Source organism: Serratia plymuthica (genome assembly GCF_018336935.1).
Classification (GTDB): domain Bacteria; phylum Pseudomonadota; class Gammaproteobacteria; order Enterobacterales; family Enterobacteriaceae; genus Serratia; species Serratia plymuthica_B.
The window spans coordinates 2,211,792-2,238,517 of the sequence record NZ_CP068771.1 but is presented as its reverse complement, the minus strand read 5'-3'; the positions used below and the strand labels follow the sequence as shown (position 1 = coordinate 2,238,517).

At 59.4% G+C, this 26,726-nt stretch carries 25 protein-coding genes; 14 read left to right on the top strand and 11 right to left on the bottom strand.

The window, feature by feature from the left end; genetic code table 11:
- Window positions 1-5: 5 nt before the first annotated feature.
- From JK621_RS10665 to JK621_RS10655, 3 genes are all read left to right on the top strand, one after another.
- A complete protein-coding gene (locus JK621_RS10665; RefSeq protein WP_212559761.1) occupies window positions 6-1,253 on the top strand; it encodes an LVIVD repeat-containing protein in 1,248 nt (415 codons plus the stop codon).
- 726 nt (window positions 1,254-1,979) lie between these two features.
- Window positions 1,980-2,381, top strand: a complete 402-nt coding sequence (locus tag JK621_RS10660) for a VOC family protein (protein WP_212559760.1) — start codon at window positions 1,980-1,982, stop codon at window positions 2,379-2,381.
- The gene (locus JK621_RS10655; protein WP_212559759.1) at window positions 2,378-2,935 is read left to right on the top strand and encodes a dihydrofolate reductase family protein; all 558 of its coding nucleotides are present in this window, start codon (window positions 2,378-2,380) and stop codon (window positions 2,933-2,935) included. The genes JK621_RS10660 and JK621_RS10655 overlap by 4 nt, the downstream gene beginning before the upstream one ends.
- Here the strand turns inward: JK621_RS10655 and JK621_RS10650 are convergent.
- A complete protein-coding gene (locus JK621_RS10650; protein ID WP_212559758.1) occupies window positions 2,910-4,325 on the bottom strand; it encodes an MFS transporter in 1,416 nt (471 codons plus the stop codon). The two genes, JK621_RS10655 and JK621_RS10650, sit on opposite strands and share 26 nt — an antisense overlap.
- Window positions 4,326-4,654: 329 nt before the next feature.
- Between JK621_RS10650 and JK621_RS10645 the strand changes: the two genes are divergently transcribed.
- A complete protein-coding gene (locus JK621_RS10645; protein ID WP_212559757.1) occupies window positions 4,655-5,065 on the top strand; it encodes an Exc2 family lipoprotein in 411 nt (136 codons plus the stop codon).
- Window positions 5,066-5,172: 107 nt separating this feature from the next.
- Here the strand turns inward: JK621_RS10645 and JK621_RS10640 are convergent, their stop codons facing one another.
- Together JK621_RS10640 and JK621_RS10635 are read right to left on the bottom strand one after the other, a co-directional pair.
- Window positions 5,173-6,348, bottom strand: a complete 1,176-nt coding sequence (locus JK621_RS10640) for an MFS transporter (RefSeq protein ID WP_212560178.1) — start codon at window positions 6,346-6,348, stop codon at window positions 5,173-5,175.
- The gene (locus JK621_RS10635; protein WP_212559756.1) at window positions 6,348-7,505 is read right to left on the bottom strand and encodes a serine hydrolase domain-containing protein; all 1,158 of its coding nucleotides are present in this window, start codon (window positions 7,503-7,505) and stop codon (window positions 6,348-6,350) included. Before JK621_RS10635 ends, JK621_RS10640 begins: the two co-directional genes overlap by 1 nt.
- 120 nt (window positions 7,506-7,625) lie before the next feature.
- Here JK621_RS10635 and JK621_RS10630 point away from each other — a divergent pair, with 120 nt between their 5' ends.
- From JK621_RS10630 to JK621_RS10605, 6 genes are all read left to right on the top strand, one after another.
- Window positions 7,626-8,513 (top strand): LysR family transcriptional regulator, encoded by an 888-nt coding sequence (locus JK621_RS10630; protein WP_212559755.1) that lies wholly within the window; start codon window positions 7,626-7,628, stop codon window positions 8,511-8,513.
- 228 nt (window positions 8,514-8,741) lie between these two features.
- Entirely contained in the window at window positions 8,742-10,061 is a 1,320-nt protein-coding gene (locus JK621_RS10625; RefSeq protein ID WP_212559754.1) for an MmgE/PrpD family protein, read from the top strand.
- Window positions 10,062-10,078: 17 nt separating this feature from the next.
- Complete coding sequence (locus JK621_RS10620) at window positions 10,079-11,416, top strand: LLM class flavin-dependent oxidoreductase (protein ID WP_212559753.1); 1,338 nt, start codon at window positions 10,079-10,081, stop codon at window positions 11,414-11,416.
- Window positions 11,417-11,432: 16 nt separating this feature from the next.
- Complete coding sequence (locus JK621_RS10615; protein WP_212559752.1) at window positions 11,433-12,347, top strand: ABC transporter substrate-binding protein; 915 nt, start codon at window positions 11,433-11,435, stop codon at window positions 12,345-12,347.
- Window positions 12,344-13,261: an amino acid ABC transporter permease gene (locus JK621_RS10610; protein ID WP_212559751.1), complete on the top strand. Its 918-nt coding sequence runs from the start codon at window positions 12,344-12,346 to the stop codon at window positions 13,259-13,261. Before JK621_RS10615 ends, JK621_RS10610 begins: the two co-directional genes overlap by 4 nt.
- Window positions 13,258-14,019 (top strand): amino acid ABC transporter ATP-binding protein, encoded by a 762-nt coding sequence (locus JK621_RS10605; protein WP_212559750.1) that lies wholly within the window; start codon window positions 13,258-13,260, stop codon window positions 14,017-14,019. Before JK621_RS10610 ends, JK621_RS10605 begins: the two co-directional genes overlap by 4 nt.
- A 38-nt stretch (window positions 14,020-14,057) precedes the next feature.
- Here JK621_RS10605 and JK621_RS10600 read toward each other — a convergent pair whose 3' ends face one another.
- Complete coding sequence (locus tag JK621_RS10600) at window positions 14,058-14,192, bottom strand: AcrZ family multidrug efflux pump-associated protein (RefSeq protein WP_006325135.1); 135 nt, start codon at window positions 14,190-14,192, stop codon at window positions 14,058-14,060.
- 273 nt (window positions 14,193-14,465) lie between these two features.
- On the opposite strand from JK621_RS10600, the gene JK621_RS10595 reads away from it, so the two are divergent.
- Window positions 14,466-14,993, top strand: coding sequence for a GNAT family N-acetyltransferase (locus tag JK621_RS10595; protein ID WP_212560177.1), 528 nt, complete (start codon window positions 14,466-14,468; stop codon window positions 14,991-14,993).
- Window positions 14,994-15,128: 135 nt separating this feature from the next.
- Complete coding sequence (locus tag JK621_RS10590) at window positions 15,129-15,341, top strand: glycine zipper 2TM domain-containing protein (RefSeq protein WP_004944210.1); 213 nt, start codon at window positions 15,129-15,131, stop codon at window positions 15,339-15,341.
- A 451-nt stretch (window positions 15,342-15,792) separates the two neighbouring features.
- Here the strand turns inward: JK621_RS10590 and JK621_RS10585 are convergent, their stop codons facing one another.
- Together JK621_RS10585 and mrdA are read right to left on the bottom strand one after the other, a co-directional pair.
- Window positions 15,793-17,511, bottom strand: coding sequence for a penicillin-binding transpeptidase domain-containing protein (locus JK621_RS10585; protein WP_212559749.1), 1,719 nt, complete (start codon window positions 17,509-17,511; stop codon window positions 15,793-15,795).
- Window positions 17,512-17,613: 102 nt separating this feature from the next.
- Window positions 17,614-19,539, bottom strand: coding sequence for a penicillin-binding protein 2 (gene mrdA / locus JK621_RS10580; RefSeq protein WP_212559748.1), 1,926 nt, complete (start codon window positions 19,537-19,539; stop codon window positions 17,614-17,616).
- A 294-nt stretch (window positions 19,540-19,833) separates the two neighbouring features.
- Here mrdA and JK621_RS10575 point away from each other — a divergent pair, with 294 nt between their 5' ends.
- Window positions 19,834-20,115, top strand: coding sequence for a YjcB family protein (locus tag JK621_RS10575; protein WP_004944199.1), 282 nt, complete (start codon window positions 19,834-19,836; stop codon window positions 20,113-20,115).
- Between the two features lie 7 nt (window positions 20,116-20,122).
- Here JK621_RS10575 and JK621_RS10570 read toward each other — a convergent pair whose 3' ends face one another.
- Complete coding sequence (locus JK621_RS10570; protein WP_212559747.1) at window positions 20,123-20,989, bottom strand: LysR family transcriptional regulator; 867 nt, start codon at window positions 20,987-20,989, stop codon at window positions 20,123-20,125.
- Window positions 20,990-21,106: 117 nt separating this feature from the next.
- Between JK621_RS10570 and JK621_RS10565 the strand changes: the two genes are divergently transcribed.
- A complete protein-coding gene (locus JK621_RS10565) occupies window positions 21,107-22,633 on the top strand; it encodes an MFS transporter (RefSeq protein WP_212559746.1) in 1,527 nt (508 codons plus the stop codon).
- 190 nt (window positions 22,634-22,823) lie between these two features.
- Here JK621_RS10565 and JK621_RS10560 read toward each other — a convergent pair whose 3' ends face one another.
- Genes JK621_RS10560 through JK621_RS10545 form a run of 4 tightly spaced genes read right to left on the bottom strand, consistent with a single transcriptional unit; the run spans window position 22,824 to window position 26,695 of the window.
- On the bottom strand, window positions 22,824-23,771 hold the full coding sequence (locus tag JK621_RS10560; RefSeq protein ID WP_212559745.1) for an oligopeptide/dipeptide ABC transporter ATP-binding protein: 948 nt from the start codon (window positions 23,769-23,771) through the stop codon (window positions 22,824-22,826).
- Window positions 23,761-24,765, bottom strand: coding sequence for an ABC transporter ATP-binding protein (locus tag JK621_RS10555; protein WP_212559744.1), 1,005 nt, complete (start codon window positions 24,763-24,765; stop codon window positions 23,761-23,763). The genes JK621_RS10560 and JK621_RS10555 overlap by 11 nt, the downstream gene beginning before the upstream one ends.
- Window positions 24,765-25,673 (bottom strand): D,D-dipeptide ABC transporter permease, encoded by a 909-nt coding sequence (gene ddpC, locus JK621_RS10550; protein ID WP_432761923.1) that lies wholly within the window; start codon window positions 25,671-25,673, stop codon window positions 24,765-24,767. Before ddpC ends, JK621_RS10555 begins: the two co-directional genes overlap by 1 nt.
- A gap of 5 nt (window positions 25,674-25,678) precedes the next feature.
- A complete protein-coding gene (locus JK621_RS10545) occupies window positions 25,679-26,695 on the bottom strand; it encodes an ABC transporter permease (protein WP_212559742.1) in 1,017 nt (338 codons plus the stop codon).
- Window positions 26,696-26,726 lie beyond the last annotated feature (31 nt).

Sequence of the window (26,726 nt, the reverse complement as noted above, 5' to 3'; positions counted from 1 at the left end):
GATCAATGGCATCGCAACCGCTTCCCCATCCCGAATACAGCCGCAACATGCGGCTGATTGGCCACAGCAACCAGGGCGGACGGCCCGATGGCGTGCAGGTGATGGTTCACCGGGGCTACGCCTACATCGGCCATATGGTGTCGCAGGGGTTTTCCATCGTCGACGTGCGCGATGCGAAAAACCCGCGCGCCGTCGGCTTTGTCCCTGCGCCGCTCGGCACCTGGAACGTGCATTTGCAGGCGCATGACGATTTGCTGCTGGTGATCAACGCCCGTGACCTGTTTGCCGACGCCCGCTTTGCCGACGAAAAAGTGTATTACACCCGCGCCATCAGCCAGACGGTGTCAGGCAACGACGCCCGCGGCTGGAGCGCCGGGGTACGTATTTTCGATATCTCCACGCCGGAGCGGCCACAGGAAATCGGTTTTCTGGCGCTGGAAGGCATAGGTGTGCACCGTATCTGGTATGTCGGTGGCCGATGGGCGTACGTTTCCGCCCTGATTGACGGTTACAGCGACTATATTTTTCTGACCGTCGATCTGGCGGACCCACGCAACCCGCAAATCGCCGGGCGCTGGTGGTTGCCGGGCATGCACAGCGCCGCAGGCGAGACGCCATCCTGGCCGGAGGGCAAACGCTACGCCCTGCACCATGCCATTATCAGCGGTGACACCGCTTACGCCAGTTGGCGCGACGGCGGGCTGACGCTGCTGGACATTCGCGATCGCAGCCGGCCGCAGCTCATCGCCCACCGCAACTGGAGCCCACCTTTTGGCGGCGGCACCCACACCGCGTTGCCGCTGCCGGAGCGGGATCTGCTGGTGGTGCTGGATGAGGCGGTGCTCGACAACCAGGAGGACGGCGAAAAGCTGATCTGGCTGTTTGATATCCGCGAACCGGCCAACCCGATAAGCATCGCCACCTTCCCGCAGCCGAATGAACGGGATTACGTCAGCAAGGGCGCGCACTTCGGGCCGCACAACCTGCATGAGAACCGCCCCGGCAGCTTTGTCAGCTCAACGCTGATTTTTGCCACCTACCAAAATGCCGGCGTCCGCGCCTACGACATCAGCAACCCTTATCAGCCGAAAGAAACCGGCGCGCTGGTGCCCGCCGCGCCGCAGACCATGATGGATAAACGCCCGGGACGCCCGCAGGTGATCCAATCCTGCGACGTGTTTGTCGACGCTCAGGGCATTATCTACAGCACGGATTACAATGGCGGTCTGTCCATTATCGAGTATCTGGGGTGAAAATTGGCCGGCGTAATGCTGAATGCCGATCGGTTAAGCCTGACTGGCATTTTTTATCCCCTCTCTGTACGCTCCGTGCAGGAAGCATTGCCGTCAATACACCGAATTTCTCTGCTGCCGCAATGTACGGCAATGGGAGGAGCCGTAGGCGCGGCCCCTCCACCCGCGCCTACGCTTAACACCGTCTGTCCGCTGCGCGGATGCCCTCGCTGCACCTGCGTTGTCGGGCGGGTCGGCTACGACAAACGTCCCTGTTTGTCTCGCCTCAACCGGCCTTCCCTGGCCGGTTGCCCCTGACAACGCCGTCTTGCTCGGCAGCCGGTGATGCGCACTAAGGTCAACACCCGAATCGGCCGCCACCGGGCAACCTATGCCCTGAGTTTGATGTTGCGTGATGAAAGACAGTGAAAATAGTGAGATGAGCAGGATGTTGGCCGCCCTTGAAGACGCCGAACGCAGGCGCGGCCCAGGGATGGGCCGAGTAACGTTGGCTCAGCCAACCGTCTGATAGGGCAAAGGCGCGGGTTGTAAGGGACTCCGCCCTGGGTCCCTTGCTCGGTCGAGGCCCGTGGGCCTCAGGGGACATCTCACCTTTATCGACCGAAAACGTCACTCATACCTGCAGAAAAACGCTAACTGACCAGCATTAGGCGCAATGCCGTTTTTTTTTGTCTATTTGAGATAGTATGAATAAACAGGCAATGGCCCCCGGAACAAGGAGAAGAGATGTTTAGCCATATCACCGTAGGCGTCTGCAATCTGGACAAAGCCGCAAAATTTTACGATGCCATTTTACTGCCGCTGGGATTAATACAGCGCCAGGTAACGCCCGATGGCGGCCCCGCCGCGCGTTGTTGGGTAAAACCGGGGCTGACCTTGCCGCGATTTTACGCCTACGAGCCGTATAACGGCCAACCCGCCAGCGCCGGTAATGGCAGCATGGTGGCGTTCACCGCCGACAATGAGAATCAAGTGCTGGCAGCCTACGCCGCAGGCCTGGCGGCCGGCGGCAGCGCCGAGGGTGAACCCGGTGAGCGCGCGAATTACGGCAAAGGTTACTTTGGCGCTTACCTGCGCGACCCGGACGGCAACAAAATTCATCTGGCCTATCGCGGGGACTTGCTTTGATAAAATGTTCGGTATACATCGCCACCAGCGTGGATGGTTTTATCGCCAGAACAGACGGCGATATCGATTGGCTATTGCGGCCTGAATACGCCGTATCGCTGCTCAACGGGCTGAGTTTCGAGGAGTTTGTCGCCGACGTCGATGCCTTGGTGATGGGACGCAATACCTATGAAAAGGTGAGCGCTTTCCCCGAATGGCCTTATGGCGCCTTGCCGGTGATCGTTTTGTCGTCACGCGCGCTCGACATCCCGCCCCACCTGCAACACAGCGTAAGGCGGGAGGCCGGCGCGCCTGAGGCCATCGTCGCCCGGTTGGCGAATGAAGGATGCCGACATTTGTATATCGATGGCGGCAATTGCGTGCAGCGTTTCCTGCAGGCCGGGTTGATTAACGAACTGACCATTACGCGCGTTCCGCTGTTATTGGGCGCCGGCATCCCGCTGTTTGGTGCCATGGGTGCAGAGCAACAGCTGCGCCTGATCGCCGCGACGCATTCCGACAATGGGTTTGTGCAGGAACGGTACGCCGTCAGCGCGCCGAATAGCGAACCCTAAGCGCCCGGCCGCCGAGGGCAATACCCAACGCGGCCAGCGCCAGCAACGCCGCCGCTGCGTAGGTGAAATGCATACCTGCGGTCACGGCGGCAGCCTCGGCGGCGTTGATATCTGCCGTTTTCGAGGCAAACATAAACAGTGCGCCCATGGCAGAAGCCCCGGTGATCAACCCAAGGTTGCGCGACAGGTTGATCATGCCGGAAATCAACCCGCGCCGCTCAGGGGCCGCGTCTTTAAGCAACGCGGTATTATTGGCGACCTGAAACAACGCATAACCAAGGGTGATCACGCAAAGCGGCACCACGTAGCCCAAAACCCCTTGCCTTATCGACATCATCGACATGACACCGGCGCCCGTGGCCTGGATAGCCAAACCCATGACCGTCATCTTTTGCGCCCCCAGCTTATCCACTAACCGGCCGGCCGGCACGCCGACCACCGCGGCGGTAATCGGCCCTGCCGACATCGCCAGCCCGGCCTGATCCACCGCCAGCCCCAGCCCGTGCGTCAGGTAAAACGGCCCCACCACCAGCGTAGTCATCATCACCGCCATCACCAGCAGGCTCATCATCAGCCCGGCACTCAACCCCGGCTGACGGAACATGGCCAGCTGAATCAACGGCGATAGGCTGCTGTTCTCCACCCAAACAAACAACCCGATCCCCAATGCGGCGCACAGCAGCAGCGCCAGATTAAGCCAACCGAAATCGCCGCGCCCCAGCGTCATGGAGAGCGCATAACTGGCCAGCGTCAACCCAAGCAACAAGGTGCCGGGGTAATCAAACCTGCCCTGCCGTTTTTGCGGTTCCCGAGCCGGGATCGGCAGGTAACGGTAAGCAAGAACAAACGCCAGCAGGCCCACCGGCAGATTGATCAGGAACATCGCCCGCCAACCAAAGCCAAAAATCAGCGCGCCCCCCAGCGAAGGCCCGAGCGCGGTCCCGATAGCGGACATAGTGCCGAGCAGCCCCATCGCCCGGCCGGTGTTGTCTTTACCCAGAGCCTCGCCCACCAGCGCCATGGTCATCGCCATCATGACTGCCGCCCCCAGCCCTTGGGCGATCCTGGCGGCAAACAGCGCCCCGATGCTCGGCGCAAGGGCGCACAGCGCAGATGCAAAGGTGAACAGCGCGATGCCCGCCAGCAGCAAACGCCGTCGGCCGATCCTGTCGCCCAGTCGGCCCAGAGCGATAATTGAGGTGGTGATGGCCAGCAGATAGGCGATCACCACCCACTGCACCGCCTGGAATGAGGTGTTGAGCGCCTGTGCCAGCGTGGGCAAACCGACGTTGGCGATGCTGGTGCCCAATGAAGAGAGCAGCATCGAAAGAGAAAGGCTGACGAGGATCCACCTTGGGTCTGCGCCGCCGGATTTAAGGGTAAACTTCATGTTGCTGCCTCCTGAAAGAACCTGTCAGCAGCCTATGTCATTGCCTGGTAAGGCGGAAGACGCAGCACATGCAGTTTATTCATGCATCAGACGCCATATCTGGATTGCGGTAGCCTGGACTGGGCATGCGTGTCATATTTCCCGAAAACAGTTCCCTCCAGGATATAATTAGCGCACTATAAAAAAGACCAGCAACAGAATAATAACTAAAATAAATAGAGCGACATTGCAATCAACTATCAGCCTTTATTTGTTGACGAAAATAAAAATGTTCTGTTAGCATTATTTCCGTATCATCGCTCTATTTGTAATTATCAAAAGGAAAGGTAATGGAATGCAATAAAAGAGTGAATGCCGGCGCGTTGGCATTGGGTTGCCTCATGCTGGCCGCATGCGCAACAAAAAGCCCCGCCGAAAAACACGCCTCCCACTATATTCACCAAATCTCAAACGAAAACTCTCCTTCAGTCAGGACGTTGGTTCAAGACAGCATCAAGGCCAGCACGCCGCTGTTTGATCAGTTTTACCAACAGGGCAAATGCGATCGTAACGCCCACTTACCCCTCGCGGAGGCCAAAACAAAAGCCGATTACTTATCCAGCGAAGAATTTAAAAGCAAACTGGAACTTAATAACACCGTATTAAATAAAACCTATAAAATTGATCACAATCAAAAGATTTATACTGTCTTTACGAAAGAAGCCACGGGCGCTTATTGGGACGGTTATAACGGTTTATAATAACCATCCTCGCCAGTAACATGTATAAAATTAATCGCCACCCTGGGTATTCACAGTGGCGATTAATGATTTGTCCGGCCTCCCTACTTACTGCGCAATAACCATGTTCAGGCCATACCTTCACTCACCGCGGCCGTTCCCCGTGGATAAAGCCCGATCTTAACCGCAATCGTCACTACCGCCAGCGCAGCGAACAGCCCACCGCAGAGAATGCTGCCCTGCAGGCCCAGCGCATCGATAAACCAGCCGCTGACCACCGAACCGACCGCCACGCCCAAATTGATAAAGGCGATATACAGCCCGGTAGCAAACTCAGGTGCCTGTGGCGCTTCGGATGTCAGCCAGATCTGGGTCACGATCAGGCCGCTGGTGTGCGCCGCGCCCCAGAACAGGCAAAGCGCGATCATCGGCCCCGTCTGGGCGCTGCCGTAGCGATACAGCAGCAGATAGGCGGCTGCCAGCACTATCGGGTGCAGTAAAGTGGTCGCTACCCGGTTCCGGTTCAGCAACTTACCGGCCAACAGGTTACCGGCGACCCCGCCTGCGCCAAAAATCACCAGCAGGATGCCCACCATCGGCTCGCGAATGGCGGTTTGTCGGCTCAGGTATTCGGTTGCGTAGGCATAAACGGAGAACATGGCGGCGAAAATCAGCACGCAGGCGGCAATATTCAGCCACAGCGCGCCGCTGCGCAGTATCGCCAGCTGTTTGCCGTAGCTGAGCCTTTGCGTGGCGGCGTCGGGCAGGCGGAAAAACAGGCCGACGCCCGCCAGCAGGTTAACCAATGCGCAAAACAGAAAAGAGGCTTCATAGCTGAACTGACCGGCAATCCAGTGGGTCAGCGGGATCCCCAGCACCATCCCCATGCTGGTGCCGATAAACGCGTAAGCGGTCGCCCGGGTCACCTGCTGTTTGGGGTACAGCGATGCCGCCGCCACCATCGCCAGCGAAAAATAAATCGGGTGGAACAGCGCCGGCAGGATACGCAGGATCATCAGGGTGCTGAAACTGGCCGCATAGGCCGACAGCACGCTGACCACCGAGAACACGGCCAGCGAAATCAACAGCATTCGCTTGCGGTTGAAGCGCGAAGCCAGCAGCACCAGCAGCGGCCCCAGCAAGGCGATGGTCACGGCAAACAGGCCGACCAGCCAGCCGGCCTGCGCGGTTGAAACCCCGTAGCGCGCAATGATCAACGGCAAAATGCCCACCACGCCAAACTCGATGCAGTAAACGCCGAACAGCCCCAGCGCGATGAAAAAAATCGGCGGCAGGATCTTCATCATGGTTCTCCCAACCCGTCATACACTGCCTGGCACAGCTCGCCGACAAACGCCCCCGCCATCCCCTCGAGCGCCGTATTGGTGAAGGCCACCACGCTGAGTTGCCGCGCCGGGTCGACAAACCAGGAGTGACCATAGGTACCGCCCATGCGCCAGGTGCCGATCGATTCCGGCGTCTGTGCCGCCTGCGGATCTTTCAGCAGGGTGATCCCCAGACCAAAACCGCGCCCCGGCCAGAATGGCATCGGCAGATCCCCTATCTGGTTGCTGGTCATCGCCGTTACCCACGCCGTTGGCAGCAGCGGCGCGCCGCCCTGGCGCAAGGTTTCCAACAGCCGCAAGAAATCCTCGGCCGAGCCCACCATGCCTGCGCCGCCGGAGGCATAGGCGTGAGCATCTAACGCCCGCGCCGGGGACAGATTAAAACCGGCCGTATCCTCGATGAAAGGCAAACGATCGGGTTGCTGCAACGGCCGGGGTTCGGGGTGGTGGTTGGCGTAAGCCACCGTCAACCGCTGCGCATCCGTGGCGATAAAGCCGGTGTCGCGCATCGCCAGCGGCCCGGTCACCAACCGCTCAACCGCCTCCGCCAACGGCAAGCCGCTGGCCTGCTCAATCACGGCGCCCAGCACGTCGGTAGCAATCGAATAGCGCCACTCGGTTCCCGGCGCCGCCAACAGCGGGGCCGAAGCGATACGCCGCAGATTCTCTTCCAGGCTGAGCCGGTCATCATCCATACCGTCGGAAACTCCCGCCTGAGCATAAAACCCCTGTTCCGGCTGGAAAAACCGGTAGCTCAACCCGGCGGTGTGGGTCATCAGATGGCGCACCGTCATTGGCGGTTCGCGCCCGTCGGCGGTGCGCGGCCGAAAAGCCGGCAACCAGCGCGTCACCGGGTCCTCCAGCCCCAAACGCCCTTGCGCCATTAGCACCAGCGCGGCCGTGGAAACGATAGGCTTGGAGACCGAAGCCAGTCGGAACAGCGCATTGGCAGCCATTGGCTTGCCGGCCTCTCGGTCCGCCATGCCCGCCGCACGGCGATAAACCACTTCACCGCCCTGCGCCACCAACACCACCGCGCCGATCAGCCGTTTGTCCTCCAGCGCCAGATCGACAGTTTTATCGATAGTATTGGCAACCAGCTTGCATTCACTCATGGGTCTCACTCCAGGTAGACAGTCAATTCTGTAACTACCGAGAATAGAGTCTGGCGATTAACGGAAAAACAGGCTAGATTTCCCTTCATACCGGACATAAGAGTCCGCAATAGGGGAAATATGGATAATCTGGCAGGCGTTTCGGCCTTTGTTCAGGCAGCAGAAACGCTCAGTTTTGTCGAGGCGGGCCGCTTGCTGGGGGTTTCCGCTTCGGCCATCGGCAAAAGCATCGCCCGGCTGGAGACGCGTCTGGGCGTGAGGCTGTTTCACCGCAGCACCCGCAGCATGACGCTGACGGCGGAAGGCGCGCTTTTCTTGCAGCGCTGCCAGCGGATCCTCGGCGAAATGGCGGCGGCGGAACAGGAATTGAGCGATACCCGCAGTGCGCCGCGCGGCAAATTGCGCGTCAGTTTGCCCCTGGTAGGCAGCCTGCTGAATCCGGTGCTGGCGGAGTTTATCCGCCAATATCCGCAGATTGAGCTGGAGGTGGATTTCTCCGATCGCCGGGTTGAGGTGATTGAGGAAGGCTTTGACGCGGTGATCCGCGTCGGAGAAACCGAAGATTCCCGGCTAATGAGCCGCCAATTAGGCACCTTCCACCTGCAACTGGTGGCGGCCCCCGGCTATTTACGCCAGGCGGGTATCCCGCAGCAGCCGGCCGATCTGCGCCAACACGCCTGCCTGCTGTATAAATTTCCCACCACCGGAAAAGTCGAAAGCTGGCCGGTGGCGGACTGGGACAAAATCCTCGGCGACGGCCTGCGCGCCAGCGTGGTATGCAATACCGTCGATACGCTGATTTATCTGGCGGAACAGGGCCAGGGCATCGCCTGCCTGCCCGATTTCGCCGTGAAACAGGCGCTGGCCGGGCAACGGCTGCAGCAGGTTCTCGGCGAACATAGCCACCATACCGGCAGCTTTAAAATTCTCTGGCCCTCCAGCAAGCATCTGGCTCCCAGGCTGCGGGTGTTTATCGATCTGCTGAGCGAACGGCTGTTTCCGGCTTAACGGCGCAACGCGGCTTAAGAGCAATTCCGGCTTTGCTTTGCACAAAATCAGCTAAGCCAGCCACAGCAGCGCCTGCCGGCGGCCTCACCGCGCCGGCTTCTTTCCCTGCTATTCCATTTTGAAATATGAAAGTCCCGTTCGTTCTTTCGGGGCGAGAAAAATCACCACACAATAAAACCTGAATCGCAGGCCGGCTCATAACCGCATAAAAAATCAGGGTTTATACTCTTGTCATCGCTCATAACCGCTCAATTTACCCATCTGGTGCTGGATAGCCAGCCTGATGAACTCGCGCTGTCAGCCGCCCGCCGCGGCCTGATGGACTACTTCGCCTGCGCATTGCCGATCGCCCAGGGTGCGCTGAAGGATTCCGGGCTGGCGGCGGTGAAATCGGTGTTCCCGCCTACCGGCGCCGAGAACCGTGCCTTGTATTTTGGCTACGTCAGCCACTCGCTGGATTTCGACGATTACCACCCTGCGCTGCGCGGCCATCCCACGACCGTGGTGCTGTCTGCCTTGCTGGCGCTGAACGGTGACCGCGACGATGCCGCCGCACTGTTAACCGCCTATACGATCGGCGTAGAAGCCGCCGGGCGATTGGGGCTGGCGGCCGGAACCCAGCATTATCAGTTGGGTTTCCACAGCACCGCGACCCTGGGCGCGGTAGCCGCCAGTGCAGCCGCCGCACGCTATTTAGGATTAACCCCGCACCAGACGCAGATTGCGCTCGGCCTGGCAGCGACCCAGGCTGCCGGGCTGCGCAGCCAGTTCGGTTCGGCCGCCAAACCGCTGCACGCCGGGTTGGCGGCGCGCGCGGCGGTCAATGCCGTGCTGCTGGCGCAAGCGGGCTTTGCCGGCCAACCGGAAGGCGTGATTGACAGCCTGTTAAGTTCCCACGGTGACGGCCGCCAGCGGCCGGAGCTGTTAACTGCAGATTGGGGCGCGCCGTGGCGTATCCTGCAACCGGGTCTGGAGTTTAAACGTTACCCGACCTGCGGCGGCACCCACAGCGCGGCCGAGGCCGCCTTCGCCCTGCGTGAACGCTTGCTGGAACAGGGTATTGCCGCCGACGACATGCCTGCCGCCATCAGCCACATTCAGGTCAGCTTTCCGCCCGGCGCAGATACCGCCCCTCATATTCGCCGCCCGCTAAACGGTGTCGAAGCGCGTTTCAGCCTGGAATATGTGATCGCCGATGCACTGTATAGCGGTGCCGTGCCGCTGGTGCATTACGGTGAAAACCCCGTCGACCCCATGATTGCCGCGCTGGCCGCGCGCGTGGAACGGCACGCCGACCTGACGGCCCCGCCGGATGAGAGGGATCCGGAGCTGCGTTTCCACCGCGTGACGCTGACGCTGCACGACGGCCGGCAATTTAGTGACATTGTCACCAGAAAACAAACCGCCGCCCGCCCAACGGACGTCGAAGCCAAGCTGCGCAACATCCTGCAACTGCTGCCGCAGCTGGACGGCGACCGCGTGGTTCGCGACTGCGCACTGACGCAGCCCGGCGCGCCGGCACGGCTAATCGCATTATTAAATCAATAATAAATAGAGGAATAATTATGAGTACTTCACCTTCAACACCATCGCGTCAATTACGTCTCGGCCTGTTTGTGCAGGCACTGGGGCACCATGTCGGCGGCTGGCGCGCAGAAGGCGCCAGTGGATCGCCGACCGATATCGACTGGTTCACCTGGATCGCCAAAAAAGCCGAAGAAGGCACCTTTGACATGTTCTTCGTCGGCGACGCGCTGGCCACCAGCGTACACCGCTTGCCCTCGACGATGTCACGCCTGGAGCCGTTGACCTTGCTGGCGGCGCTGGCGGTCAACACTCGCCATATCGGGCTGGCGGCCACCGCCTCCACCACCTTCGACCAACCCTTCCATCTGGCGCGCGCCATGGCGTCCATCGACCATATCAGCCACGGCCGCGCCGCCTGGAACGTAGTGACCTCCTTCTCCAGCGATGCGGCGCGCAACTTCAGCCGTGACGATCTCCCTTCGCACGCCGAGCGCTATGAAGTGGCGCGCGAGTTCCTCGAAGCCAGCTACAAGCTGTGGGACGGCTGGGAAGAAGACGCCATCGTGCGTGACAAACAACAGGGTATCTACGCTATCGACGAAAAAATCCACGCCGCCAACCACAAGGGCAAGCACTTCTCGGTGCAGGGGCCACTGAATATTTCGCGTTCCCCGCAGGGGCGCCCGGTGATTATCGAAGCCGGCTCCTCACCGGCCGGGCAGCAGTTGGCGGCGGAAACCGCCGAGGTGGTGTTTACCGCCGCCGCCACGCTGGAGGAAGGCCAGGCGTTTTACCGCAGCCAGAAAAAGTACGTGGCCGAGGCCGGCCGTAACCCGGACCACCTGCTGATCCTGCCGGGCGTGATGCCGATTATCGGCCGCACCAAGGCGGAAGCGCAGGAGACCTGGTATCAGCTGAATCAGTTAGTGGATATCGATAACGGTATCGAGCAGCTTTCCGCCCGCTTCGGCTTCGATCTGAGCGACTACCCGCTGGACGGCCCGGTGCCGGACGTGGGCGCAACCGAAGGCGGCCAAAGCCGGGTGAAACTGCTGACCGATCTGGCCGCGCGGGAAAACCTGACGCTGCGGGAACTGGCTGCGGTAGCGGCAGGCTCACGCGGGCACCGCGTGGTGGTCGGCACCGCCGAAGAGATCGCCGATGACTTCCAGCTGTGGCTGGAGCAGCAAGGCGCCGACGGCTTTAACATCATGCCCGCCGTACTGCCAAACCAACTGGAGCTGTTCGTCGAGCTGGTCATACCGGAGCTGCGCCGCCGTGGCCTGTTCCGCGAGGAATACCACTATTCAACCCTGCGTGAAAACCTGGGCCTGCCGGAACCGGCAATCAACTTCGCCAACGTAAAATCGGCTTAATCTGCAGGGGAATACCATGAAAACCACCGTTAAACGCACTACGCTGTCCCTGCTGTTGGCTTGCGCCACTTTGGCCCCGTTGGCCACAGGCTATGCCGCCGAAGGCGATGTCCCCTTCAAGGCTGCGGTGAAAGCCAGCGCCGATCCGAAACTGCACGACAGCCTGCCTGAAGCCGTCAAAAAAGCCGGTTTTATCGTGGCGGGCACCAACCCGAACACGCCGCCGACCACCTTCTACGAGGCGGACAACAAAACGCTGGCCGGGCGTGAAATCGATGTGATGAGCGCCATTGCCGATCGCCTCGGTGTCGCGATCCACTGGAAGGATACCGGCGGTTTCGACAATATCATTCCCGGTTTGAAATCCGGGCGCTACGACGTGGCGCTGGCCAACATCGACGCCAACAAGAAGCGTTTCCAGCAGGTCGACTTCGTCGGCTATTACAATGCCTCCAAGCTGGCGCTGATCGCCCGTAAAGATGCGGCGCTCGGCCCTTACACCGAGCTGGCGCAACTGTGCGGCCAGACCGTCGGCGCCGGGGCCGGCACTTCGCAGGTCACCCGTTTGCAGCAGGCCAGCGACCAGTGCGTCAGCGCCGGCAAACCGGCGATCACCATTCCGATCTTCCCGGACCGCCCGGCCGGCGTGCAGGCGACGATCAGCGGCCGCGTGCCGATGTTCTTCGGCCCGTATGAAGGCCTGCGCTACCAGGCAAGCCATGTTAAAGCGCTGGCGCTGGCCGGCGACATCAATATCGAGGGCACCACGGTAGCCATCGCATTGCCAAAAGGCTCAGAGCTGGTGAAACCGGTGCAGGCCGCGCTTAACTCGCTGATTGCCGATGGCAGCTACCAGAAAATCCTCGACGGTTGGGATATCGGTTTCGGCGCGGTGAAAACCGCCGGCATCAACGAAGAGATTGCAAAATGAGTGCGCAACAACCTGCCGATGATGCCGAGCTGAGCATCGTCGGTCATCGGCATTACGGGCGCTGGTTCAGCGCTCTGATCGTGCTGCTGATCGTCGGCATTATCGCCAACTCGATGCTGCACAACCCGCGCTTCGAATGGGCGGTGGTGGCGGAAAACTTTACCGAGGCGTCCATCATCAACGGCGTGATCATGACGCTGAAGCTGACGGTGATCTCGGTGATCTTCGGTTTCGCCGGCGGCGTGCTGCTGGCGTTGATGCGCCTCTCCGCCAACCCGGTGCTGGTTGCGGTAAGCTGGTTTTATACCTGGTTCTTCCGTGCCGTACCGATGCTGGTGCAACTTTTCCTGTGGTACAACATCGCCGCGCTCTACCCGCGCATCAGCCTGTGGATCCCGTTTCTGGGTGAGGTCGCCAGCGCGCCGACCAACACCGTTATCAGCACCTTCAGCGCCGCGGTGATTGCTCTGGTCATGCATCAGTCGGCCTATGCGGCAGAGATTGTGCGCGCAGGCATTCAAAGCGTGGGCAGCGGCCAACTGGAAGCCGCCAAGGCATTGGGCTATCGCCGTGGGCAGATCCTGTGGCGAGTGGTTTTGCCGCAGGCCATGCGCACCATTTTGCCGCCGGCCGGCAATGAGGTGATCGGGCAGCTTAAAACCACCGCCGTGGTGTCGGTTATCGCCCTGCAAGATGTGCTGTATTCGGCGCAGATTATCTACCAACGCACCTATGAGGTGATCCCGCTGTTGCTGGTCGCCACGCTGTGGTACCTGGTGATGACCTCGATTCTGTCGATTGGTCAGCACTATGTTGAGCGCTATTTCGGCCGCGGCACACAGGCCACTCGCGGCCACTGGCTGTTACGCAACCGCAAGGCCCCGACCGAACTGAACCAGGGAGCAGAACAATGAGCGCCGCCATTCATATCAACCAGGTGCGTAAGTCCTTCTCCGGCACCGAAGTGCTGAAAAATATCAGCCTGCAGATCCCGGCCGGTTCGGTGACGGTGATCCTCGGCCCTTCCGGCTCGGGGAAATCAACCTTGCTGCGTTGTATCAACCACCTGGAAAAGCTCGACGGCGGCACCATCCGCGTGGGCGACCAACTGATCGGTTATCGCCAGAAAGGCAAGCATCTGTATGAACTGAAGGAGCGTGAAGTCGCCGAACAGCGTAAAAGTATCGGCATGGTGTTCCAGCAGTTCAACCTGTTCCCGCACCGCACGGTGCTGGAAAACGTTACGGAAGCGCCGCTGCTGGTTAAAAAGGAAAAGAAAGCCGTGGTGGTCGAACGGGCGAAGGCCCTGCTGACCCGCGTGGGGCTGGAGCATCGCATTAACGCCTGGCCACGCGAGCTTTCCGGTGGGCAGCAGCAGCGTGTGGCGATCGCCCGCGCGCTGGCGATGAATCCCGAGGTGCTGTTGTTTGATGAGCCGACCTCCGCGCTCGATCCGGAACTGGTTGGCGAAGTGTTGCAGGTGATGAAGGGCCTGACGCACTCCGGCATGACGATGGTCGTGGTCACCCATGAGATCGGGTTTGCCCGCGAAGTGGCCGATCAAATCATCTTTATGGATCAGGGGAAAGTGGTCGAAACCGGGACTGCGCAGCAGGTGCTGGATGCGCCTCAGCATGAAAGAACGCGTAACTTCCTGGCGACGGTGCTCTAAATGGCATCAGGGGGCATTGCGCCCCCTGATCAATGAATTCAGTCTTTTTTTCTGCCGATAGCGGAGAAAACGTTAAACACTTCACCCAGACCATAAATCGAGCCCAGCAACACGGCTATCATTACCGGCACCAGGATCACCACGGTTGCCAAACTCTCAATCATTTCTAACATCGTTGTCTCCTGGTTTTTTAAGCGGAAAAAGCCATTCACAAATGGACTTGAATTTCTCCGGGATACCGCACATTTTATTGTTGGTATTTTCAATCTGTGACAAGTATCACAGTTTAGGGTGGCTAATGTAACTTACACAGTTACATTAAGACAATGACAAAAAATGCTCTGGAAAACGCGGATTAAAGCGACGAAACGCCGGTGGAGAGCCTGCTCGACACAGGTAATCAAGGTACAAAAAATGGCGATGGCGGCCAAATAACGGGAGCAATGATGATAACGCTGAGAATGGCGCGGCCTGTGGATGCACCGGCGATCGCTCGTCTGCATGTGCAGGTTTGGCGCAGCGCCTACCGGGGCCTGGCGACGCAGGCGGCCTATGCCGCGCTGGATGAACCAAGGCGGTTGGCCCACTGGCAGGAAAAACTGCAACAGCCAGGCGCATCGCAGGTGCTGCTGGCCGAATCGGCGAGCCTGTTGGTCGGATTCTGTCTGGCCGACGCCCCTTCCCATCCGCAGTTTGGCGAGCATGCCGAAATAAAATCACTTTTCGTCAGCGACACGCATCAACGTCAGGGTATCGGCCGCAGGCTGCTCGGTGCCGCAGCCAGAGCCATGCAAAAGCTCGGCTATCGCAGCATTGCGCTGGGGGTGGTCGAAGGAAATGACAGCGCGATGCGGTTTTATCAGGCATTGGGCGGCGCTCCGGCCGGTCACTATACCGATCCCGGTCCGTTGTGGCGCTCCAGCAATGTGATTTACGTCTGGCCGGATATTCGCCATCTGGCGGCCGTTAAATAATAAACAGAGCTCAAAATTAAGAATATTTACCTATTCTATTTTCTGCCGGAGGAATACATTCATCTCAACTTCTACCGAACGATTAATTGACGTATTTTTAGTCGAGCGTTCTATCATTTTACCAGGATAATTTTTATGAACATTAAACGTGTTGCCGGCGTGTTGGTTCTTGTAATGGCTACGCTTTCCGTAACTGCATGCGGACATATGTCCAACCGCAATCGCAACACCGCTATCGGCGCCGGCGTAGGCGCGCTGGGCGGTGCAGTGTTGACCGACGGCAGCACCCTGGGCACCTTGGGCGGCGCGGCACTGGGCGGTATTATCGGTCACCAAACCAGCCGTTAATGATAGCCGAATAATAAAAATCTCAGGCCGGAATTTTTAATAAAAGACTATTCCTGCCTGAGTTAATTTTATTTTTTTCCGTCTGTTTTTTCTTCTTTTTTAAAACTCTCGCCAAACGTTGATTGAACTCTAACCGGTTATCGCCGGTGTTATTCGCGCCCTCTGCATCGCCTTACCCCGTTCTGGCAACCTGTCAAAGCCACGTCGAAAAATAATGCGCGTTAGCCGCAGAAAAAATACCTTACCTAAAAAGCAGATATTGACCACCCGCACCGGGTAGATAACTAATCAATGAATGGTTCACAGCAAATCAATGCCTGCGTGACAAAATGGTGGGCGTCTCAGGGTCAGTAACAATTTGGCTTGCAGGCCTGTTTATTTGCAGCCTGCCGGGTAAACGAAAGGGGCCGGAAACGGCCCCTTTCTGCTTTCTATCGGCAACGCAACAACATTACCCCTTCACCTGAGAAACCACGTTCAGCGGTTGAGCGTCCGGCAGAATGTTCATATGCTCCAGCACCTGCGCCATGATCTTGCCGAATACCGGGCCGGCCACCGAACCGCCGAAGTGCTTGCCGGCTTTCGGATTGTTGACCATAACCACCAGCGCCACCTGCGGATCGCTGGCCGGCGCCACGCCTGCGGTGTAGTTGATATAGCCGCCGTCATATTTGCCGTTGGCGCCCATCTTCTCGGCGGTACCGGTTTTAATCGCCAGCCGGTAACCCGGCACGGCGGCGCTGACCCCGCTGCCGCCCGGCAAGGCATCGCTCTCCATCATGTGCACAACGGTTTTCACCGTATCTTCCGGCAATATCCGCTGCCCCATGACCGGCGGCGTCACCCGCGTGATCGACAGCGGCCGATAGACGCCGTAAGCGCCGATGGCGGCATATTCACGCGCCATTTGCAGCGGCGTAACGCGCAACCCATAACCGAAGGAGAACGTCGCCCGCTCGATATCGGCCCAGCGCTCACGATGCTGCGGCAGATAACCGCTGCTCTCGTTGCCGATCCCCAACTCGGTCGGCAGCCCCAGACCAAAGCTCTTGTAGACCGCAGGTAACACGGTGGCAGGCAGCGCCAATGCGATATGCGACACCGCGATGTCGCTGGATTTTTGCAGCACGCCGGTAATGGTCAGTTTGGACCAGTGGCCAACGTCCTTGATCAGGTGGCCGTTGACCCGGTACGGCGTGGTATCCAGCACCGTGTCCGGCTTGATCAGCCGGTGCTCCAGCCCGACCATCACGACCACCGGTTTTACCGTCGAACCCGGCTCGAAGCTGTCGCTGCTGCAAACGTTGCGAATATCTTTTGCCGGCGTATTGGCATAGTTATTCGGGTTGAACGACGGGTAGCTGGCCATGCCAAGCACCTCGCCGGTACTGACTTTCACCAGCACCGCACAGCCGGAATCGGCCTGGTTGGCCACCACGCCATCGCGGATTTGCGCAAAAAGTACGTACTGTATAAATTTATCGATGCTCAGCGTGACGTTCGGCGGCGGCACGGGATCGACGCTCTTGATCACGCCAATCACCGCCCCGCTGCCGTCCTTCTGGTACACCCGCATGCCGTTCTTGCCCTGCAGCAGGTGGTTGAAACCCAGCTCAATGCCTTCAAGCCCCTGATTGTCCTGCCCGACAATGCCTATCAGCCCGGCGGCGTCCTGGCCCATCGGGTAAAAGCGGCTGAAATCCTGCTCGGTGCTGACACCGGTCAGATGCAGTTTGTTGATATAGTTCGCGTTATCGTCCTCCACCTTGCGCGCCAGATAGACGAAACGCTTATGGGCGTTGGCCTGAATCAACTTTTGCACATCCGTCAACGGCATTTTCAGCACGTTGGCCATACTCTGCCAGCGCTCGTTGCCGGTGTCGGTATGGGTGTCGAAAATATGCTTGGGATCCAGCACGATATCTTTCGAAGACACGCTCACCGCCAGCGCTTCATCGTTACGGTCGGTGATCATCCCCCGGTTGGTCGGCAGCACCTGCGTACGGATTGAACGCTGATCCGCCTGGTCCGCCAACTGCTGATGCTCCATCAGTTGCAAATAACCGACCCGGAACGCCAGCAGGAAAAAACACACCAGAATACCGGCGCAAATCCAGCCAAACCTCAGTGAGGAATAATTTTTACCGCTCTTTTTTATTAATGGAGCCACTGTTAACCCTGCGTTTTTATTCGGATTATGTAATTATTTCAGTCTACCCTGACAGAAATCTCCAGAAGATTGCAGTTTGTAAGAAAGTAAAAACAAACGCGTTTACTGTTGCACATCTTCACTGTCGTTTAACTCCGGTTTAACTTTCTGCCCATCGTCAGGATTAGGCGCGTTGGCCGGGTCAAAAATATGGTCAAGGATCGCCCGCGCGGTTGGCCCCGCCACCACGCCGTCACCGCCGCCGTTTTCCAGAATCAACGCCATCGCCACCCGCGGATTTTTATAGGGAGCGAACAGCGTGTAGAAAATATGGTCGCGCAACCGCACCGGGATCATCTTGGCGTTATAAGTCTGATTTTCTTTCAAACTGAATACCTGCGAGGTACCGGATTTGGCGGCGATCTGATACGGCGCGGTATGGAACAGCTTATAACCGGTACCGTTCGGCAAGTTGGCCATACCGTACATGCCATTGCGCACAATGCCCCAATACGGTGATTTGGCATCGCCGATCTGTGCCGTCTGCTGCGGCGGTTGGTAGCGGTTCACCCGATTGCCCTGGCGCATGGAATACAGCAGATGGGGCGTTTTCACCTCGCCGTTATTGATAAGCGTGGTCAGCGCCTTCACCATCTGAATGGGCGTGGCGACCCAATACCCCTGGCCGATGCCGACCGACACGGTATCGCCCTGATACCAGGGTTTTTTATGCACCCGCTGCTTCCATTCGCGGCTGGGCAATACGCCGCGATACTCTTCGTTAAGATCGATCCCGGTCGCCTGGCCGTAACCGAACTGGCTCAGCCAGCTGTGAATGCGATCAATGCCCATTTCAAACGCCACCTGATAAAAGAAGGTATCGGCGGACTCTTCTATCGCCTTGGTGACGTTCAGCATGCCGTGGCCACTTTTCAGCCAGTCGCGGTAACGGCGTTGGGTACCCGGCAACGTCCAGGTCGGCGCGCCAAAGAAACTGGTGTTGGGCGTGATCACCCCGGCGAACAGCGCAGAGGTGGCCATATAAGGCTTCACGGTGGATGCCGGTGGGTACAGCCCCTGAGTGACGCGGTTAATCAGCGGCAAATCGGGGTTGGTCAATAAGGTTTTATACGCTTTGTAGCTGATGCCTTTCACGAAAGGATTGGGATCGTAACTGGGGCTGGACACCATAGCCAGAATGCCGCCGTCGCGCGGATCCTCAACCACCACCGCCGCGCGCTGCCCCTTCAGCACCGACTCGATATATTGCTGCAACGGCAAATCGAGCGTCAGATAGATATTTTTGCCGGCCTGCGGCGGCTGCTCTTTCAGCAGGCGTATCACGCGGCCGTGGTTATCCACCTCCACTTCCTGATAGCCGGTGGTGCCATGCAGTTCCGACTCGTAGTAAGCCTCAATGCCCTGCTTGCCGATGTTATGGTCGGCGGAGTAATTTTCGCCGATGCCGGCTTTATCGAGCCGTTTCACATCGCCATCGTTGATTTTCGATACATAACCCACCACGTGCGCCAGTTCGGCGCCATACGGATATTCCCGCTGCTGATAGGTGTCGATGGTCACCCCGTCAAAACGGTATTGATTGACCGCAAAACGGGCGACCTCGGTGTCGTTCAGCCCGCTTTTCAACGTCACCGGTTTATAGCGGCCGTTGTGGTGCATGTCGTCGCGAAAGGTGGCGATATCCTCAGGCGTCAGATCGACAATCGGCGTCAGCGCCTGCAACAGCGCGGCCATATTGGCGATTTTGCTGGGAATGACCTGGATCTGGTACAGCGTAATGTTACGCACCAAAGGGATGCCGTTACGGTCGAATATCAGCCCGCGGCTAGGCGCAATCGGCAGCATTTTGATGTCGTTCTGATTGGAGCGCGTCTGGTAGAACGCATGTTGCTTAATCTGCAGGTGATACAGGTTGACGATCAGTGCGCCGAAGCAGGCGACCACCAACGCCATCGCCACGCAGGCCCGGCGAATAAACAGCATTTCCTCAGCGGAATGGTCACGGATTTTTTCTTTCAAGAGGGCCATACGCAGCGCAGTACCTGTCCGACGTCACATTTTCCCCAGATAAATCAGGGCAGTGAAAAGTCGGCAAGCATAGCGTTATTGGTTAACGGCCCCCATTAAAAGGTTGCTAATGAAATGGCATAAATGTTTCAGCATGTTGGAATGTTTCCGGGGGGCAGGCTTTTATGCCGTACAGGGATTGAGCGACCCTTTATCCCGATGCTACAATGTGACGCAGATCACACTACTCCATTTTTGCCCGCACTGTTCTCCGGCGCCCTGCCGGCTGCGGCTTTTCACCAAGGATCATGTTCGATGAGTACCATAGCCACGGGTTTGATTATGATGCGCTGGGAATTACTGAGCGCCGTAATGATGTTTATGGCCAGCCAGTTAAACGTCGTTTGCCGTAAAACCAGCCGTAACGGCATGGCATTCATGTTCAGCAGCCTTGGGCTATTCACCACCTGCTGGTTCGTGATGGGTTTGATGGGCATCAGTTTCAGCCAGGAAGGCTTCCTGCATTTTTGGTCAGTGACCAAAGACGTCTTTTTCGACGTGATGAGCAAAACCCCGACCGACTGGCCAATGCCCTGAACCGCACCTAATCTCCCCCAGCGGCAGGCAGCGGCGCCGACATCTCCAGCAGTATTTTGCCGAATGCCTGCGCAGCCGCGCCAGGCTCCGCGCCGTTGACGATCAGGGTGAAATCGACGTCGGGTAATTCGGGTAGCCCATATTCGTCCGCGATCACTTTCATCCCCGGCTCCAGATCGCCGCTCGCCATGACGGCAATGCCCAGCCCCGCCAGCACGGCCGCCCGTAACCCTTGCTGGCTTTGTGAGGTGAAGGCGGTGTGCCATTCGATAGCCTTGCTTTCCAAAGCGGCGATCCCGGCCTCGCGGCTGACCGAAGGCGCGGGCAACAACGCCAGCGGCAACGACGTGCCCGCAAGGCTGAATGTCTCAGCCGCTACCCACACCAGTTGCGTCCGCCGCAATAGCCTACCCTCAATGCGGTCAGCCAGCGACATCACGACGGCCAAATCCAGTTCGTTGCCCTTCACCATGCCACAAAGATCCAGCCCGATACTGACATTCACCTCCAACCTGACCGCAGGGAAAGCCCGGGCGAACCGGGATAACAGCGGCGGCAATCGTTCCCCCAGAAAACTCTCCGTCAGGCCGAAGCGCACCGAGCCGGAAACGGGGGAAGATTCAAAGCGCCGCTGCATGGCGTCGAGCGCCTGCAAAACCTGCCCGGCGTGGCGCAACAGATCTTCACCGTCTTCGGTTAGCGTCAGGCGGCGCGTAGTGCGGTGCAATAGCTGTCGGCCAATCTGCTCCTCAAGCCGGCGGATCTGGTGACTGATCGCGGATTGGGTCAGATTCAGTTGCTGCGCCGCGCGCGTAAAGCCGCCGGTTTCGGTAACCGCAACGAAGGTGCGCAGCAGTGTCGGGTCAATGTTCATCGGGTAATTTCATGATGGGAATTAATTAATAACGATAAATTAAATCATTTCTATCATGCAATCCATTTATCCAGAATAGCTGTTCGTTGCCATCACCCTCTTTTGTGGAAAAAACTCATGACGCTTTCTCACGCCAGTAAAAACCGACTGGCATTAACGGCAATTTGCCTCGCCGCGCTGATGTTCGGCCTGGAAATCTCCAGCGTGCCGGTCATACTGCCGACGCTGGAACGGGTATTACACAGCGATTTCAGCGATATGCAGTGGATTATGAATGCCTACACCCTGGCCTGCACCGCAGTGATGATGGCCACCGGAACGCTGTCTGACCGGTTTGGCCGCAGGCGCGTTTTCATCATCGCCATTGCCGCTTTTGGCCTCACTTCCTTACTCTGCGGCTTGGCCAACGGCTCGACGATGCTGATCGCGGGCCGCTTTATGCAAGGCATGGCGGGCGGCGCCATGTTGATTTGCCAGGTAGCTGCATTGTCGCATCAGTTTCAGAGCGGCAAACAGCGTGGTCAGGCCTTCGGCATTTGGGGCGTCGTTTTTGGCATCGGTTTAGGGTTTGGGCCGGCGATCGGCGGCGCTATCGTGGCGCTCGCCAACTGGCAGTGGGTATTTTTGATTCATGTGATCATCGCCGTTCTGACCCTGTTACTGGTGATTTTCAGCGTGCAAGAATCCCGCGATCCTCAGGCGGCAAAACTGGATAGTCTGGGGATCGTCACATTGTCGTTGTCGGTTTTCGGGTTGGTCTATTTTATCACTCAGGGGGCGGGGTTCGGTTTCGTCAACGTTCGCGCCGGGGGGATTCTTCTGGCTGCGGCCCTCAGCCTGCTGCTGTTTATCGGGGTTGAGAGACGCACCCCCTATCCGATGATTGCGTTTTCCGTGTTCAGGAATCGGCAATTTTCCGGGGCGCTGATGGGATCCATCGGCATGAATTTCAGCTTCTGGCCCTTTATGATCTACCTGCCGCTCTATTTTCAAATCGGGCTGGGTTATGACAGCCTGACCACAGGTCTGTCGCTGCTCGCCTATACGCTTCCCACGCTGGTCTTCCCCCCGCTGGGCGAGCGATTGGCTCTGCGTTACCGCCCTGGAGCCGTGATCCCCGCAGGGCTATTCGCGCTCGGGCTGGGTTTCCTGTTGATGAAATCAGGCAGCAGCGGCGAACATGCCGGCGGATGGGCCATGCTGCCGGGGTTACTTCTCGCCGGCATCGGCCTGGGCATCACCAATACCCCGGTGACCAACACCACCACAGGTTCGGTGTCGAATGCCCGCGCCGGCATGGCCTCCGGGATAGACATGAGCGCCAGAATGATCGCCTTGGCTATCAATATTGCCGTCATGGGTTTTATCTTGCTGGCGGGCGTTGACGCTTGCCTGCGGCAAACGCTGCCCGAATCATTCGCTACCTTGCCGCCAGGTTCGGTGGCGGAGCAGATAGTGGCGGGTAATCTCAGCGCGTTGAAAGCACGCCCCGAATGGGATGCCTTGGCTCCCCTGGTTCATGCTGCGCTGACGCACAGTTTTGGCCTGGTGATGCTGTACGGCGGCCTCGGTGCCTGGGCGCTGGCTGCGGCCAGCCTGGCGATTTTCGCCCCCTGGAAAACCGCGGCCGCACTCCCCCGGTAATAACATTCCGTTATTACCTAAGGGTTCATAAAAAAGAATCGGGGGGCTGAGACCGGCTGGGACTTAGGCCGGCCTCAGACCGCCTTCTTGTTTTCCCCTGTTAATCCGGGAGCCGGCTTAATAGTTAAGCGATATCTGGCCTGGCTGAAGGATAGGCTACGCGGGCACCATGCGCTGAACGCCGTGGCCGTCACGCCACTTTGTGGCAGCGCACCGCCGTGCCCCCCAGATTCACCCGCAACGTTTGCGGCATCTGGCAGCCTTCCCCGGCGTAGGGACAACGCTCGCGGAAAAAACACCCCAGCGGCAACTGGCGATTGCCCGGCAACTCCCCTTTGCGATCTTCAATCGTGCTGTCGCTCAGCAAACGCCCGGCGCGCGGCACCGAATCCAGCAGCAGCCGGGTATAAGGATGCTGCGGCTGGCGCAAGACTTGCGCAGTGGGCCCCAGCTCGACGATTTGCCCCAAATACATCACCGCCACCCGATCGCTCATATGCTGAATCACCGAAACGTTATGCGAGATCAGCACATAGGTCAGATTGCGCTGGCGTTGCAGCTCCACCAACAGGTTGAGGATCTGCGCCTGCACCGAGATATCCAGCGCCGACGTTGGCTCGTCCAGCACGATGATATCCGGTTGCGAGGACAGCGCGCGGGCAATCGAGATCCGTTGGCGCTGACCACCGGAAAACTCATGCGGCAGCCGGTCAATAGACTCCGGCCGCAGGCCAACCTGTTGCACCAGCTCTGCCGCCAGCGCCCGCCGCTCTGCCACGCCATTATGCTGCTGCACGTAGACCGGCTCGGTGATAATGCGCCATACCGGCAGGCGCGGGTCGAGCGACGACTGCGGATCCTGAAACACCATCTGCATGCCGCTGCCAAACCAGGAACCGCCGGAACGGGCGCGCAGCAGCTCACCGCTGCTGGGCTTCAACAATCCCATCAGCAGTTGCGCCAGGGTGCTTTTGCCGCAGCCGGATTCGCCGACGATCCCCAGGGTCTCGCCGCGCATGATGTTGAGATCCAGCCCGTTGAGCGCATGGACATATTCTCTCGGCTTACCGCGCCAGTTATAGCTGGCGGGAAAACGCAGCCGCACGTCGCGCAGTTCCAGCAGCGCTTCAAGGTTCATTTTTCACCTCCAGATCGAGAGACTGCGGATGCCAGCAGGCCACCCGTTGCGTCGGGTCGGCGGCCAAAGGCGCCAACTGCGGCGTTTGTCGGCACTGGCCGCTGGCGTAGCCGCACCTGTTGCTGAATGCGCAACCCGGCGGCAACGCGCTCAAATTGGGCACCGTACCGGGAATGGCCCGCAGCAAGCTGCGCGGTTCGGCGCGTTCCGGCGCCGCCTGCAACAACCCAATGGAATACGGGTGACGCGGGTGGTCAATCACCTGCGCCGTGGCGCCGCTTTCGATCACGTGCCCGGCGTACATCACGTACACCCGGTCGCAGAGCTGCGACACCACCGCCATATCATGAGTAATAAACAGCACCGCCGTGCCGCTGGCGCGAGCCTTCTGTTGCAACAGGCGCAGCACCTGCCGCTGCACCGTAACATCCAGGGCGGTGGTCGGCTCGTCGGCGATAATCAACTCAGGTTCGCAGGAAAACGCCATGGCGATCAGCACCCGTTGGCGCATGCCGCCCGACAGCTCGAACGGATAGCGTTCCATCACCCGTTCCGCATCGGCAATTTGCATTTCACGCAGCAACTGGATCGCCTTGTCGCGCGCCTGCCGCACCGACAGCCGCTGGTGCAGGCGGATCACTTCGCACATCTGGCGGCCGATTTTCCGCGTCGGGTTCAGCGCACTCATCGGCTCCTGAAAAATCATCGACACCCGGGCACCGCGCAGTTGGCGCATTTGCCGCTCGCTGGCGCCGAGCACGTCGGTGCCCAACAGCTCCAGCCTGCCGCCGGTCATGTTGTAACCGTCCTCGGCCAGCAGGCGCAGAGTCATCATTGCCGTCACCGACTTACCGGAACCGGACTCCCCCACCACGCCGACGATTTCGCCGGCCCTGACCTGCAGCGAGACGCGGTTGAGCGCCTTGACGCTGCCGCCGTAGACCGGGAATTCCAGTTGCAGCTCATCAATCGATAAAACCGTAGTGTCGCTCATCAACGCCCCCGGGTTTTAGGATCCAGCAGGTCGCGCAGACCGTCGCCGAACAGGTTGAAGCCGGTGGCGGTGATCAGGATCGCCGTACCGGGAAAGGCCGAATACCACCACTGATCGAGCACATAGTTACGGCCGTTGGCCACCATGGCGCCCCATTCGGCGGTCGGTTGCTGGGCGCCAAGGCCGATAAAGCCCAGCGTGGCGGCCATCAGGATAGCGGTACCGATATCCAGCGACGCCTGCACCACCAACGGCGGCATGACGTTGCGCAGTACGTGCCAGCCGATCAAATGCCAGCGCGAGGCGCCAAAGGTGCGCGCCGCCTGCATATACGCCTGATGCCGCAGCGTCAGCGTCTGCCCGCGCGCCAGCCGCACGTAAAACGGAATGCGCACCACCGCAATCGCCAGCATGGCGTTGAACAGGCTTGGCCCGAGCGCGGCCGCCAGCGCCATGGTCAGCACCAGCGAAGGCACCGACAGCATGATGTCCATGCAGCGCATGATCAACGCGTCCACCGTACCGCCCATCACGCCGGAAAAACAGCCGAGCAGCGAGCCTATTCCGCCCGCCAGCACCACCACCGCCAGCCCGGCGGCTACCGACTGCCGGCTGCCGACCAGCACCCGGCTGAACAGGTCGCGGCCCACTTCGTCGGTGCCGAACCAGTGTTCGGCCGAAGGCGGCAGCAGCCGTGCGGTCAGGTCAATGGCGTCCGGATTGTGCGGCGCCAGCCAGGGTGAAAACAGCATCAAAAACAGCACGCAGAACATGATGGCGGCGCCCAACAGCGTCAGCGGGCTGCGCCGCACCCGATACCAGGCGCGCCGCGCGCCGACAAAGCGCAGCACAGGTTCCGCCGCCGGCGGTTGTTCGATTTGAGACGGCGGTCGTTCAAGTTGAGACATGGTCATTAGCCCTCGCGCCCCATTCGCGGGTCGATCCACAGATAAAGCAGATCGACGATCAAGTTAACCATCACATAGGCAAAAGACACCACCACGGCAAAGCCCATCACCGCCGGGAAGTCCAGCGCCTGAATGGAATCCACCACGTAAGCGCCCATGCCTGGCCAGGCGAATACCGTTTCGGTCAGCACCGCGCCATACAGCAAATCCCCCAACGCCAGCCCCAGTACCGTCACCGAAGGGATCAGCGCGTTCGGCAGCGCATGGCCGAGCACCACTCGCCAGTGCGAAAGGCCATTGGCGCGTGCGGTGCGGATATAGTCTTCGCCCAGTTGTTCAAGCATCGCCGAGCGGATTTGCCGCGCCACCACCCCGAGGTGTACGAACGCCAGGGTCAGCGCCGGCAGGATCAGGTGCTGCAGGCTGTTCCAAAACGCGTCGCCGTTGCCGGTCAGCAGCGAATCCAGCAGGTAGAACCCGGTAATATGGGTGGGCGGATCCAGCCAGTCGTCCAGCCTGCCGCCACCGGGCAAGACGTTCAGTTGGCCGTAAAACAAAATGATCACTCCCAGCCCCAGCCAAAACGCCGGCGTGGAGATGCCGGTCACCGACAGCAGGCGCACCAGATGATCGGGCCATTTATTGCGGTAAACCGCAGACAGCACGCCGAGCGGCACGCCCAGCGCGATCGCCAGCAGCAAGGCGCAAAATGCCAGCTCCAGCGTCGCCGGGAAGAAGGCGCGCAGGTCTTCCAGCACCGGCCGCCCGGTGCGGATAGAGGTGCCCAGATCGCCGTGCAGCAGATCCAGCACATAGCGGCCAAACTGCACGTATAACGGCTGGTCCAGCCCCAGTTGCTGGCGAATATGCCGGACGATTTCCTCGCTGGCGCGATCGCCGGCCAGCAGCCGCGCCGGATCGCCGGGGATCAGATGCGAGATGGTAAAGGTGATGACGCACACCCCGAACATCACCAGCACCAGCCCCCAGCAGCGCTGGCGGATAAGGCTCCAAACGTTCATAGTCATTTCCCGTGGCGCAAGGGGGCAGCCA